This is a genomic window from Vibrio sp. THAF64 (genome assembly GCF_009363455.1).
Taxonomy (GTDB): domain Bacteria; phylum Pseudomonadota; class Gammaproteobacteria; order Enterobacterales; family Vibrionaceae; genus Vibrio; species Vibrio coralliilyticus.
In genome coordinates this window covers 531709-545523 of the sequence record NZ_CP045356.1, presented here as the reverse complement: position 1 = coordinate 545523, position 13815 = coordinate 531709, and the positions used below count along the sequence as shown (strand labels likewise).

General features: G+C 45.9%; 11 protein-coding genes and 1 tRNA gene. 5 read left to right on the top strand and 7 right to left on the bottom strand.

Annotated elements, in window-relative coordinates:
- Positions 1-28: 28 nt before the first annotated feature.
- The gene (locus FIU99_RS19045; protein ID WP_006960610.1) at positions 29-1954 is read right to left on the bottom strand and encodes a DEAD/DEAH box helicase; all 1926 of its coding nucleotides are present in this window, start codon (positions 1952-1954) and stop codon (positions 29-31) included.
- Positions 1955-2263: 309 nt separating this feature from the next.
- Between FIU99_RS19045 and FIU99_RS19040 the strand changes: the two genes are divergently transcribed.
- Both FIU99_RS19040 and rnb read left to right on the top strand, forming a co-directional pair.
- On the top strand, positions 2264-3421 hold the full coding sequence (locus tag FIU99_RS19040; protein ID WP_006960611.1) for an NAD(P)/FAD-dependent oxidoreductase: 1158 nt from the start codon (positions 2264-2266) through the stop codon (positions 3419-3421).
- Positions 3422-3661: 240 nt separating this feature from the next.
- Positions 3662-5665 (top strand): exoribonuclease II, encoded by a 2004-nt coding sequence (rnb, locus tag FIU99_RS19035; RefSeq protein WP_152472472.1) that lies wholly within the window; start codon positions 3662-3664, stop codon positions 5663-5665.
- Positions 5666-5737: 72 nt separating this feature from the next.
- On the opposite strand, the gene FIU99_RS19030 is transcribed toward rnb, so the two are convergent.
- Positions 5738-6091: a DUF3024 domain-containing protein gene (locus FIU99_RS19030; protein WP_021455390.1), complete on the bottom strand. Its 354-nt coding sequence runs from the start codon at positions 6089-6091 to the stop codon at positions 5738-5740.
- A 138-nt stretch (positions 6092-6229) separates the two neighbouring features.
- Here FIU99_RS19030 and FIU99_RS19025 point away from each other — a divergent pair, with 138 nt between their 5' ends.
- Positions 6230-7048: a phosphate ABC transporter substrate-binding protein gene (locus FIU99_RS19025; protein WP_152472471.1), complete on the top strand. Its 819-nt coding sequence runs from the start codon at positions 6230-6232 to the stop codon at positions 7046-7048.
- Between the two features lie 50 nt (positions 7049-7098).
- On the opposite strand, the gene FIU99_RS19020 is transcribed toward FIU99_RS19025, so the two are convergent.
- On the bottom strand, positions 7099-7791 hold the full coding sequence (locus FIU99_RS19020; protein WP_006960615.1) for a MaoC family dehydratase: 693 nt from the start codon (positions 7789-7791) through the stop codon (positions 7099-7101).
- A gap of 309 nt (positions 7792-8100) precedes the next feature.
- On the opposite strand from FIU99_RS19020, the gene FIU99_RS19015 reads away from it, so the two are divergent.
- Positions 8101-8191: transfer RNA gene (locus FIU99_RS19015), tRNA-Ser, on the top strand.
- Between the two features lie 114 nt (positions 8192-8305).
- On the opposite strand, the gene FIU99_RS19010 is transcribed toward FIU99_RS19015, so the two are convergent.
- Entirely contained in the window at positions 8306-9559 is a 1254-nt protein-coding gene (locus FIU99_RS19010) for a peptidoglycan DD-metalloendopeptidase family protein (RefSeq protein WP_152472470.1), read from the bottom strand.
- A 121-nt stretch (positions 9560-9680) separates the two neighbouring features.
- Complete coding sequence (locus tag FIU99_RS19005) at positions 9681-10568, bottom strand: AraC family transcriptional regulator (protein ID WP_152472469.1); 888 nt, start codon at positions 10566-10568, stop codon at positions 9681-9683.
- A gap of 189 nt (positions 10569-10757) precedes the next feature.
- Here FIU99_RS19005 and FIU99_RS19000 point away from each other — a divergent pair, with 189 nt between their 5' ends.
- Entirely contained in the window at positions 10758-11954 is a 1197-nt protein-coding gene (locus FIU99_RS19000) for a sugar efflux transporter (RefSeq protein ID WP_152472468.1), read from the top strand.
- 39 nt (positions 11955-11993) lie between these two features.
- On the opposite strand, the gene FIU99_RS18995 is transcribed toward FIU99_RS19000, so the two are convergent.
- Both FIU99_RS18995 and FIU99_RS18990 read right to left on the bottom strand, forming a co-directional pair.
- Positions 11994-12776, bottom strand: coding sequence for a heme ABC transporter ATP-binding protein (locus FIU99_RS18995; RefSeq protein WP_152472467.1), 783 nt, complete (start codon positions 12774-12776; stop codon positions 11994-11996).
- Positions 12776-13813, bottom strand: a complete 1038-nt coding sequence (locus tag FIU99_RS18990) for an iron ABC transporter permease (protein WP_152472466.1) — start codon at positions 13811-13813, stop codon at positions 12776-12778. Before FIU99_RS18990 ends, FIU99_RS18995 begins: the two co-directional genes overlap by 1 nt.
- Positions 13814-13815 lie beyond the last annotated feature (2 nt).

The following is a 13815-nucleotide window of genomic DNA, read 5'->3' as shown; positions in this document are numbered from 1 at the left end:
CTGGTGGGGCTTCTAGAATGCTAGCTAATTAAGCTTCGCTGCGACGGTCACGGCCATGACCACGTTCGCCACGGTAGTTACCACGGTGATCGCCACCACGGTTACGATCAAAGCGACGTTCGCCATCACGACGGCCACCTTCGCGTCCACCACGACCGCCTTCACGGTTACCACGGTAGCCGCCTTCGCGATTGCCGTCACGGTTACCACGGTAACCACCGTCACGACGACCACCACCATCGCGACCACCACGACCACCATCACGACCGCCGCCACGACGTGGTTCACGGAAATCGTTGAAGTCACATACTACGGCATCTACTTGTTTCTGGCGGATGCGTAGTTTGCGTAGTTTGCTAGCAGTTTCAGAAGACATTGCTTTTGGTAGCTGAACGTAAGTCTCGCCTTGTGCTAGTTTAATCGCACCGATTGAACCTTTAACTAGGCCAAGCTCGTTTGCCAATGCACCAACGATATCTTTAACCTGAACGCCTTGCTCACGACCAACCTGAAGCTGGTAAGTATCCCAGTCTTGGTTGTTGAAGTTACGGTCACGACCACGACCATCACGGCCACCTTCGCGACGCTCTTTACGACGTTGCTTGTCACGCTCAATCGCTTCAATCATTGGGTCTTCGCCAATGTAGAATAGAGGGCGTTTGCCTTGCTGGCGCTTCAGTAGGATTGCTGCAAGCGTTGCTGCGTCAATCTCTAGTGCGTCTTGTAGCTTCTCTACAAGCTCACCGAATTTCTCAAGAGATTTGTGTTCTTTCTCTTGCTCTAGCTCAGCACCAAGTTTAACTAGACGAGCTTCTGCAACCTTGTCACGTAGTGGAAGTTGAATCTCTTCCATTGAAGACTTAGTCACGCGCTCGATAGTGCGAAGCATACGAATTTGGTTAGTGCGAACTAGAAGGATCGCTTTACCTTTACGTCCAGCACGACCTGTACGGCCGATACGGTGGATGTAAGACTCAACATCGAATGGGATGTCGTAGTTAAATACGTGTGTGATACGAGGAACGTCAAGGCCACGTGCTACAACGTCAGTTGCTACTAGGATGTCGATAACACCTTGTTTGATGTGATCAACAGTACGCTCACGTAGAGACTGAGGAATGTCACCGTGTAGTGCAGACGCTTTGAAGCCGCGAGCACATAGCCAATCAGCAAGACGCTCAGTATCTTGACGAGTACGTACGAATACGATTGATGCATCAGTCTCTTCTGTTTCTAGAAGACGAGACATTGCTTCGTCTTTCTCTACACCTTTAACAACCCAGAACTGCTGCTCTACTTTGTCTACAGTGTGGTTTTTACCTGCAACGTCGATAGTGATAGGATCACGTAGGAAGCGCTCAACAATGTTTTTAAGCATTGGAGGCATAGTTGCAGAGAAAAGTACACGTTGTGCTGATTCAGGAGCGTGCTCCATGATCTCAGTTACGTCGTCGACGAAGCCCATGTTTAGCATCTCATCCGCTTCATCAAGAACGAATGTGTGTACTTCGTCTAGGTGCAGACGTTCACGGTTGATAAGGTCTTGAACACGACCTGGTGTACCAACAACAATGTGAGCACCGTTCTTAAGTGCACGCATTTGGTCAACGATTGATGCACCACCGTAGATTTCAAGCACTTTAAGGCCAGAAATGTTTTGACCAAGGTTCTTTATTTCAGCAGCAACCTGAATCGCTAGCTCACGAGTCGGCGCTAGAACGATGGCTTGTGGTTTACGCTGAGAAAGCTCAAGCTTGTTCAGAAGTGGTAGAGAGAAAGCTGCCGTTTTACCGGTACCAGTTTGAGCTTTACCTAGTGCGTCAGTACCTTCCATCAGGTGTGGGATAGCCGCTGCCTGAATTGGAGTTGGTGAAACGAAACCCATTCCGTCAAGTGCAGAAAGGATAGAGTCGTTAAGCGCTAAGTCGCTAAACTGAATTACAGAATCTGTCATTGGGATCCTACTAAATTAATGTCAACAAAAGGTCCCACGAGCTCTACCAATTCCATTACCAATCCAGTTCTTTGCTGAATCCGTTCAGATGCGGATAAGTCGTAAATCGCATCAAGCCGCTAGGGACATATCTAAGGGGGCGGAATTATTCCCTAAATGCACAAAAAAAGCCAGAAAAAATTGAAATACATCACATATTTTTCTCACTATTGATTAAAGCGAGTATTCAATGACCAAAAATAGTGAATATATGAATCTATTAGCGCGCAAAATAGTCGTTATTAACTTTCGAAACGGATAGGTAAATCAATGGATAGGAGAAGCTTTACTAAACTTTGCGGTTTGCTCGGCATTAGCGCTGCATTCCCGTTAAATGCAGCGCTCAAGTTACAACTAAAAAACAAAAGGGTAGGTATCATTGGGGCTGGTGCTGCTGGAATGTGTACTGGTTATCTGCTCAAGGAGCTTGGTGTTGAATATACCTTATTCGAAGCTTCATCAAGAATTGGCGGACGAATCAAAGAAGAAAACACATTCGCTGACTTTCCCTTATCATTGGGCGCAGAATGGCTGCATGTCGCGCCAAGTGAACTCGACCGTATCGCTCAAAAGCCAGCTAATGTTCGGCTTAGCCCATATCCAAAAACGGCCAAAGTTGCTTATTTTGAAGATGGAAACCTCTATGAGGGCGAAATCGGAGACTATCAGGATGCAAGATTTACCAACAGCAGTTGGCTTGGCTTCTTTGAGCAGTATCTATTACCAGAAATTAAATCTAATCTACTCTTCGACACTGAGATTACTCAAGTAAACTATGCTGACGCGGGCGTAGTGCTGACCGATAGCCTACAGAAGCATTACAACTTTGATGTTGTTGTCGTCACTGTTCCACTCCCAATCCTTCGCAATGAACGCCTTCGCTTTCTCCCCCCACTTCCAGATTACAAGCGAGATGCGATCAATCAAGCTGCGTTCTGGGGAGGAATTAAGGTGTTTATTGAATTTAAGAACCACTTCTATCCGACGTTTTTGACCTTTCTCGATAGCGAGACTGATGAAGGCCAGTATCTTTATTACGATGCTGCTTATGGCCACAAGAGCTCTAAGCACGTGATGGGCTTGTTTGCCGTTGGAGAGCATGCACGTCGCTATCAAAGTCTCAATGACGTTGATCTGATCAATCAAATCCTTTCCGAATTGACCCCTGTTTATGGTGAGCAAGTTCGCAATGGTTATGTGAAGCACACAGTTCAAAATTGGAATGAGGAACCTTTTGTGATGGGTGCGTACCTTGCCGACAGCGCATCGTATCGCGGTCCGTCAAAATTGTTTAAACCTGTGAAGGATAAAGTGTTCTTTGCCGGTGAAGCCTACCACACCGATGAAGAGGATTGGGGCGGGGTACACAATGCTGCGCGGGCGGCGCGAAATGTGGTGGAGATGCTCACTCACCATAAGTTTAATTAACGGCGTTTTCTATGGCGATATTTCAAAGCGTTGTGATTGCGGTTTTAGTATGAACAATCGATGATAAAAAGCTTCTACAATATACATTCAGTACATTACCTAGTACCATGTGGCGCAATAGATTGACTCCCAAAAATGGGCCCGCCACTACCTTGTGCCGATAGCTTATTGACTTGGGAACAACATAGCGCCGCATGCGTTTGGCATTCGGAATAAAGAACGAATTAGTTAGAAGTTAAAATGTTCCAAGATAATCCTCTACTGGCTCAACTTAAGCAGCAAATCCAGGAAACACTTCCGAAGAAGGAAGGCACGATCAAAGCGACAGAAAAAGGCTTTGGTTTCTTAGAAGTCGACAGCAAGACCAGCTTCTTTATTCCACCTCCATACATGAAAAAATGTATGCATGGCGACAAAGTAAAAGCCATCATCCGTACTGAAAAAGAGCGCGAAGTGGCGGAGCCAGAAGAGCTGTTGGAACAAGGCGTTACTCGTTTTATCGGCCGCGTTAAGCTATTTAAAGGCAAACTGAATGTAACGCCTGATCACCCACAGCTTAAAAAACTCTCTTTGAAAGCTAGGGTCAAAAAAGGCCTGAAAAGTGACGACTTTAAAGAAGGTGACTGGGTTGTTGCGCATTTAATTCGCCACCCACTGAAAGGCGATAACGGCTTTTTTGTCGAAATCTCAGAGAAGATCACTGATGCGGACGACAAAATCGCACCTTGGTGGGTAACGTTAGCGCAAAATGATTTACCAAACAGTGAACCTGCAGGTATCGAAAACTGGGAAATCAAAGATGACGCGGAATTAGAACGTGTCGACATGACGCATGTACCGTTTGTTACTATCGATGGTGAATCAACCAAAGATATGGACGATGCACTGTACGCGAAGAAGACTGAATCTGGCGATTTTGAGCTGACAATTGCGATTGCCGATCCAACGGCTTATATCACGCCGGACAGCGATATGGACAAGGTCGCCCGAGAGCGCGGCTTTACCATTTATCTTCCGGGTCGCAACATCCCGATGCTACCGCGTGATTTGGCTGATGAGCTGTGTTCTCTGATTGAAAACGAAGAACGTCCGGCTCTTTGCTGTACAGTAACAATCAGCAAAGATGGTGTTATTGGCGATGACGTTAAGTTCTTCGCTGCGAACATTAAATCTCATGCGCGTCTCGCTTATGATCATGTGTCTGACTGGCTTGAAACAGGTCAATCTGAAGCGTGGCAGCCAACGGAAGAGATTGCTGAAATTGTTCGTGACTTGTATGAGTTTTCTAAAGCTCGCGCTGAATGGCGTGAAACACACGCAGTAGTGTTCCCAGATCGCCCTGATTACCGATTTGAGCTAAGTGAAGATAACGACGTGGTAGCCATTCATGCAGATATGCGCCGCTCAGCGAATCGCTTGGTTGAAGAATCTATGATTACGGCAAACATCTGTGCAGGTAAAGCGCTGAAGGCGAGCTTTGATTCAGGTGTATTCAATACCCACGCAGGTTTCAAACCAGAAAAGATCGCTGACGTGATTGAGTTGGTTAATCCTGAAGGTGAGTTGCCGTTTACTGCTGAAAGTGTGGTGACTCTGGAAGGGTTTGCGGAACTTCGTCGCTGGTTAGCAAAACAAGAGACTAGCTACCTCGATAACCGTATCCGTAAATACCAAGCTTACAGCGAAATTGGTAACCAACCTTTGCCTCACTATGCAATGGGCTTAGAGCTATACGCAACATGGACCTCTCCAATTCGTAAGTACGGTGACATGATTAACCACCGTATGCTGAAAGCGCACATCCTAGGTAAAGCGCCGGTACAAACAGCGGATGAAAGTGTTGGCGAAGAACTCGCACTGCATCGTAAACACCATAAGATTGCAGAGCGCAATGTTGGTGATTGGTTGTATGCCCGCACATTAGCTGAAGAACCCGCAAAAGAGACGGTATTTAATGGCGAAATCTTTGACGTGTCTCGCGCAGGCATTCGTGTTCGCTTGATTGAAAATGGTGCTGCGGCGTTTGTTCCAGGCTCCTTGATTCTGGCAAACAAAGAACGTCTAGAATGCAATGGTGAAGCGGGTACTGTATCTATCGATAAGGAAGTTATCTACCGTTTGGGTGATGTGGTTGAGTTGGTATTGAATGATGTCAACCAAGAAACACGCAGTATTGTCGCGAAGCCAACTCAAGTCTTTGAAGATGTAAAGGCGCCTGAAGCGGCAGAAACACCAGCGGAATAATTCGATTCTTGATAAAACAAAAGGGCGCTCAAAGCGCCCTTTTTTGATCGTGATTTATAGGGTTACATTAGATTAATCTTCCCAGAATACTGATTTAGGATCTTTGTCCACTTCACGCATAATGGCTGTAAGATCATGGCTTTGTGCTAGATAAGGGTAGGGCAACCAATTCTCTTCTTTCAATTCGTCAGCCATAAATAGCAGCCATGTATTGTGTTCATCGTTCCATTGCACTTTAGCCACAGGCAACATGTAGTCACAATGGGCTGAATCCAGCAAAAAGTGCTGTTTAATGAACACGACTCCGTTATCCGTCACTTCATAACTCGCTTTACCTAACTCGGCAGGCAAGCTTTTATTACGCTGTTCACAAATGACTTGTGCGCGGCTCTCTACTTGTTTTTGCAGCAAACTGACCAGTCCCATACCGGCTCCATTATTTCCGCTAACCTATTCATAGTATGTACAAGAATATGAAGAGTCTGCATAGGTTTTCACAAAAATGTCATCTAATCGAAATATGATAGCGCCAGTTAACTTATCCGCATCAGATTGGAGATTATTATGATTCGTGTTGCGCTGGCGGCAATATTGTCCTCTTCCCTACTCACTTTTCCTGCGCTAGCGAGTGAAGTCAATGTGTCTGGTTCAACGTCCGTGGCACGCGTCATGGACGTTTTAGCAGAAGATTTCAATACCACTCACCCTGATACTTATATTGCTGTTCAGGGCATTGGTTCTTCAGCAGGTATCACTTTGCTTAAAAAGGGCGTGGCTGACATCGGCATGAGTTCAAGATACCTGACGGAAAGTGAGCAGGACGAAACGCTCACAGTGACTCCACTAGCGTTTGATGGCTTGGCGGTTGTCGTGAACAAGTCGAACCCGGTTCAGAACGTGAGTCGTGAGCAGTTGTTTGATATCTATAAAGGCAAAATCACAAACTGGAAAGAGGTTGGTGGTGCCGATCAGAAAATTGCCGTGGTAACGCGTGAAGCGTCTTCAGGCTCGCGTTACAGCTTTGAGAGCCTGCTGGGTTTGACAAAAATCGTCAACGGCCGTCAGGTCTCTGATATCAACCCAGACAACTTAGTGGTCAATAGCAACAGCATGGTGAAGACCATAGTGAACCACAATAAGCAGGCAATTGGCTTCATTTCGACTGGTTCTGTCGACAGCTCAATTAAGGCGATTCAATTTGAAGGTGTTGAAGCGAGCAGCCAGACGATTGCTAACCGCAAGTATGAGCTTTCCCGTCCGTTTCTTGTGTTATACAAAAAAGCAAGCTTAGGTAAAGATGCCCAGTCGTTTATCCAATACTTGAAAGGTAAAGAAGCCAAAGCACTGATTAGCGAGTACGGCTACACACCAATCAGTAAGTAGTAGATACAAAAAAGGAGAGCTTCGGCTCTCCTTTTTTAAACTGCCAGTCTTTAAAAGTGCAATTGAATTACGGATACCACCACGGCGCCAGGGCGACGAACCCCTTCGATCTCGACTTTAATCTCGCGCTCTATTTCTATGCCTTTGCGAATTGGCGTGATTTTCGATAGTCGGCTTACCGCACGAACTCGGCTATTGGCTTTAACTGGATACGGGAAACGAACCTGATTAAGACCAATATTCACCACCATTTTTGCCGTTGGGAATAACGAGTGGTCCGGATCGACACTGTCAGTTAATTTTGGCAGCATTGCTAGTGTCAAAAAACCATGCGCGATGGTCGTTTTGAATGGAGATTCGCTTTCTGCACGCTCAGGATCGGTGTGGATCCACTGCATATCTTCCGTTACCTGACCAAACTGGTTAATACGCTCCTGAGAAATATCAAGCCAGTCACCTGTATGAATAACTTCACCAAGTTTGTCTTGCAGTTCGTCAAACAGTTTTTGTGCTTCTGGCTTCAATTCAATAGGCTTTGGCTCAGCTTTAGGTGGCTCGACAGGTGCCTGCACTTCATCGTTGACTGCTGGACGTTGCAGATCTCTGAGGCGAGTAAACAGGTGGCGGTTGTTTGTCTTGTGTAAAAACTCACCCCAATATTCACGTACAGCAGGAGAAACCCATTGCATGAGCTCTGAGTGCTGCTTATCACCACGATGTTTAAATAGGTCTGCGACTTTCATATAAACCTCAGAAATCTTATATTGATAAAGGTCAACCCGTTAATTTTGAAATACTTCACAATTATGTGCAATGACTTTCGGGCGTACATGTGTTATCTCAAAGCGCTATTTCTTATATAAATCAAAGGTTTTCTAATAAAACATTATTTTATTAGAAAATACAGTTTAGAGTATTTACACAGTAAACTTGCCTTCTTTTTGTCGTCTTTGTCCAAAAAACCAGATGGTTAGTTTGTCGTCACTTAAACAGATAACTGCAAATTAATCCTTTACAAAACTCATGCCAATACCTAGTATACGTCCCGCAACGGAGAGATGGCTGAGTGGTTGAAAGCACCGGTCTTGAAAACCGGCATACGTTAATAGCGTATCTAGGGTTCAAATCCCTATCTCTCCGCCACTTTCGATAAAAAACCGCTGTTTATACAGCGGTTTTTTCGTATCTGGTCTATTAGTCTGAACTAAGCTCATCTGAATTCATAGGGTGAGACTAGCCCTTTATCCTTCCGCTTTTTTATGAATTTTTCTCTGGGCTCTTTTGCCGCGCGGCAACACTTGCGTCAAAGTTGGCAACTCGATCTGTGAATGCCGCTGACATGCTTTTAGGAATAGAAGTCGCTAACGGTAGATTGGCTTTCATCGGGTCAACGGCTCGGTTTCTCACCAGTACTTCAAAGTGAAGGTGTGGCCCCGTCAGACGACCTGTTGCTCCGGAGAGGGCGATCTTCTGTCCTCTCTTCACGTGTTGTCCTTTTTTAACCAGAAAACGGCTGAGATGTAGGTAACGGGTTTTGTATACGCTGTTATGCTCGATAACCAGATATTTGCCTGCATAAGGGTGGTTTCGTACAGCAATCACTTTTCCATCTCCCGTTGAGTAGATTGGAGTGCCGACCGGTGTTGCGAAATCGGTGCCGTTATGAGGTGAAATTCTGCCTGTGACCGGGTGCCTCCTTTTAGGGTTAAAAGGCGAAGTGATACGGCGATAGGCTTTGGTTATCGGGTATCGATCAAAGGCTTGTTCTAAGCTATTACCTTCTCTGTCATAAAAGCGTCCATCGTCAGCGAGAAAAGCGGCTATTTCGTGACTTCGCATCGACAAGGAAATTCCCTCAATTTCGGCATTCCCTGTTTTATGATCATCGAGGTACTGTTCCTTAACTAGAATGTTGAACGAATCACCCGCGCGCAGATCACGAGCAAAATTTACCTTGTCCCTTAACACTCGTGTGATGTTTGCGATTTGCGTTGTGCTTAATCCTAGGCGATGCGCCGCCACAGAGAAGCTTCCATTGACCTCACCAGAGTAGAGCTTTGAACGCCAGCTACCGGGCTGTTCATCAAAACGATAGCTAAATTGCCCACTGTCGTCTTTTTCGTAAATTGCTTGCTCTACCAAACTCTCATGGAAGATCAGTGCGTTGAGTTTGCGTGTTTCATTATCAACAACGAACTCTAAATGATCGCCGGGTTTGATCGTATCCAGCTTAAGTGAAACCAGATCCGCTTCTAGAATGTGTTGTAGCGTCTGATAAGGCAGATGCCAAGCTGAGAAAATTGAACTTAATGTGTCACCTACTTTCACGATGTAGTGGACTTTCATCGGTTGAAACTTTGGAGTCACCGCATCGGGAAGAGATTGGTAGGGGACTATGGGGATTTTAACTTCAGGTGAGGGTGTTTCTTTGGTTGTTTCAACTTGAATGAATGCAGCGATGGAAAAACAAGTGACAGCGATGAGTGCTAGTAGAGAGCGTTTTGAAAGCATAGCAGGTGTTATCTATGAAATTATAGAAATGTTATAACATAACACTCTGGGTGTGTGTAGTGTTGTTGTGTCAATGTCAGTGAACCGTATTGATTAAGGTGACGGCCTAAGTTGGGCAGTATTACAGAAATTGCTTACGAAATGCTGAAGGCGTTATGCCTTTCATGGTTTTAAACTGGCGATTGAAGTTAGAAAGATTCTGAAAACCTGTCAGTTCGGCAATTAGCGCGATTGGTTTTGCAGAACTTGCGAGCAACTCACACGCTTTGCCTATTCGATACTGCTTCAAATGTTCGGAAAAACTCACCCCAAAATGCTTTTCATACATGCGATACAAAGAGCTCTCACTCATATGAAGAAGTTGGCAAAGATCGGAAACCTTAATAGGGCGGGCGTAGTGCTCCTCTATATAGAACCTAGCTTGCTGAATTCTTTGATAGGACTCTTTATCATCTTCAAAGCGGTGTAAATGGTAGGGAGTCGCTGATAAGGTTTGCCGAGTTTGATCTTCCACTAGGAGCAAAACAATCTCCATGACTCTGACGGCCTGTATTGGTAGGGATTGTTGCTCTAAGTCTCGAGTAATGACGTTGACTCTCTGGGCGGTTTCCTTACTAAACCTGACTCCGTAGGCGGCTTCTGCCAATATGCGTTTAAAGTGATGGGCTTCTGGAATCAGGTCTTGCAGTTTCTCTAGCCATTGGTGTTTAAACCAGATGACAACGGTGTGATGTGTGCATTGTTCCTCTCGTGATAAACGACCACTCAGCATGTGCGGTAATCCAGGCCCGTATAACAGCAGTGTGTTGTGATCGATCTTACCCACTGCATCACCCGCAAAGTAATTACCTTCAAAGGCGTCGTGCGGATCTAGGTAGAGCACCAGTTCATATTCAGAATGGTAGTGCCAGGCACAGGCATACTCTTGCTTGATAACATCGCAACAATAGTGTTTGACCAACCAGTTAAAGCTAGGGTGATTGCTGATGTTTTCTATAAACGGTTTCAATTCGAAGTTCTCCCCTGACACCTTACTAGGCTAATGAAACTGCGCGAAAACTGTCAATGAAAATACATCTATTGGTGGAAAAGTATCAGATGTAGGTCGAATACTATTAATTTAGCCGTACGATACTATTTAAAATTAAGCGGTTTTCTAAAGTGAATCTCTATCTCCAAATAGCATAAAGAGCAGAATATGCATAAAGACAGAACCGCGATACTTTTTATTATCACAGCCTTCATTTCTGGGCTTTGTGGTGCTTTTTTTTACCCGCTTTCGAGCCTGTTTATAGTGGAAGCTTTGGGGGCTTCTCCAATGATGCTGTCTGCCTACATGGTCACAGCGGTTGTTAGCTCAGTGATTGTCTCACAGGTCATAGCCCGCTACTCAGATCAGGGTTGGCAAAGAAAGCGAATACTGATTGTGTCGTTGAGCTGCTATTTGGTGACCGTGGTGAGCTTTATCTTTATTCGCGAATTTTGGTTGGCGATAGTGGTTGTGACGCTGTTTGGCAGTGTCAGTGGTGCTTCTTTTGGTCAATTGTTTGCGCTAGGCAGAGAGTATGGCGACAGTCGGTTTGAAGATAGCACCAGCTTTTTGTCGATAATGCGGGCAGGGATTGCGATTGCTTGGGTGTTCGGTCCGCCCGTGGCGTTTATCCTTAAAGCTCAGTTTGGTTTCAATGCTTCTTTTGCTGCGTCAGCCTTTATCGTCTGTACAGCAATTGTTGTCATTGCTTGCTACCTGCCAGATAGTGTTGTAAAGCCTGATATCGAAGAAAAAGATAAAGTGACAGCTCCTAGTTCAATAAACTTTCTGATTGTGTTGTATGCCTTTGTTGTGGTGTTCGCCTTTGCGGCAAACAACTTATACATCGTCAGTATGCCGCTCTATTTGTCTCAGGAGTTAAAAGTGGAAGCAAACTGGCTTGGAGTGCTGTTTGGAGTGGCAGCGTTGTGCGAGATCCCAGTCATGTTCTACGCCGGAAAGCTGGCTGCTAGGTTCGGTACCGTACGTGTTATGTCGGTCGGTTTGGTGAGTGGTTGTTTGTTCTTTGTGACCATGTTGATCGCAACAGACAAAGCCATGCTGATTGCTGCCCAGATCTTCAATGGCATTTTCATTGGCAGTTGTGCAACGTTGGGAATGGTTGCGCTACAGGACATGATGCGTGACAGGTTGGGAACTGCATCAACGCTGTTTTCAAATTTACTCAACGTTAGTATGTTAGCCGCCAGTTTAGCCGTTGGCATTGTTGGAGAGCTATTCAGTTACTACAGTGCTTTTTATGTCTGCTTGTTCGCGATAGTGCTAGCGTATCTATTGCTATCTCTCTTCGCTTACAAGTTAAACAAAAAGCAACGCCAAGCACCGTGTCCAGCGACGGCTTAATCAACCAATGAAAAGGAGCGCTTGATGCGCTCCTTACTTTTATGCTGCTGGGTAAACCATGGGGAAATCCAGTGATGGATGTTTGTCTACCAAAGACTTATAGCCGTAGACGGATTCAATCATTTCGGATGTCAGAGCTTCCCAAGGTGTTGCGTCACACACCAGCCCTCCGTCGTGCAGTACCACAAGGCGATCAGAATATTGAGCAGCCAAATTGAGGTCATGCAAGACCACGACCACGGCGGTGTTCTGCTCGTCTGCGAGTTGGCGAGCAATCTTCAGCGTATTGTGTTGATGGGCTAGATCCAGTGCAGATGTCGGCTCATCGAGCATCAAAATTTTCTCGTCGCCTGAGTGAGATAATTGCACTAATACGCGTGCGAGGTGCAGGCGTTGTTTTTCGCCACCAGATAAAGAAGGGTAGAGCCGCTCGGCAAGGTGCCCAACATCCGTCATCTCCATGTATTGTTTTGCTAACGTTTGAGTCTCTTTGTTAGGCAGGTTAAGTGGAATGGCACCGAGCTCAACCACCTCATGCGCCAGAAACGGGAAGCTCAAGGTGCTGTGTTGAGGCAGCATACCAAGATGTTTGGCCAGTGTGCCTGCTTGCCACTCTTTTCGATGCTTACCAAAGTACTGAATGTTATTGTTGGATGGGATCTCACCACAGAGCAACTTGAGCAACGTACTCTTTCCTGCTCCATTGGGGCCAAGTAACGCAGTCACTTCTCCTGCTTTAATATTGATATCCACATCGTCCAAAACTTTGCGTTTACCAAAACGCATTGAAATACCTTCACCGGACAGTACAACTTTTCCCATTACAAGATCTTCCCTTTTTGTTTGAACAGCAGATAGATAAAGAATGGCGCGCCAATGATAGCGGTGACGATACCAACAGGGAGTTCAGCGGGCGCAAAAGCAACACGAGAGAACATATCAGCGAAGGTGAGGAGCAATGCGCCCATCAACGCAGAAATTGGTAGTAGTGTACGGTGGTCAGGGCCAGACAGCATCCGACCTAAATGCGGAATAACCAAACCAATGAAACCGATCATGCCAGATACGCTGACGGTCACACCGACACCAATGGCAGTAAGCAGTATGAGTTGGCGTTTAAGCTTCTGTACAGGGATACCAAGGTGATTTGCTTCCGCCTCACCTAGTAATAAGGCGTTGAGAGGCATGGCTTTACGCATAAATATAACCATCAGTATCAATAGAGTGACGGCACAGAGCGTAATGCTGGTCCAGTTAGCGCCAGCCAGAGAGCCCATTTGCCACAGCGATAAGTCCCGAAGCATCTGATCATTGGCGACAAAACTCATAAAGCCGATACCAGCGCCAGACAAAGCACTGATCGCCACACCTGCTAGGAGCATAATAGTCACTGAGGTCCCCATCTTGCTGGTACCGAGCTTGTACACCATGACGGTTGTCAGAGCGCCGCCAAAGAAAGCGAAAAGAGGTACGGCGGCAAAGTTCATCAATTGAGGATAATCAATACTGAACTTCGCAAACATCACTATCGCAAAAGCGGCGCCCAAAGAGGCACCAGCAGAAACTCCGATAATGCCTGGCTCTGCGAGTGGGTTACGAAACAGCCCTTGCATCACTGTGCCGCAAATCGCCAATATGGCACCTACCAGCATGCAAAGCACGGTTCTAGGGAAGCGAATCTCGTGAATGACCATATTGATGTGAGGCGCGAGATCGTTAGAGCGAATAATCAGACTGTATACGCTGTCCATAAAACTGATGTTCATGGGACCGACGGTCACAGAGGTTAGCGCTGTCAGCGCCAGTATGGAGCCGAACAGCGTTAGAATTACGGACAGAGGAATATGACGTAACAACATAA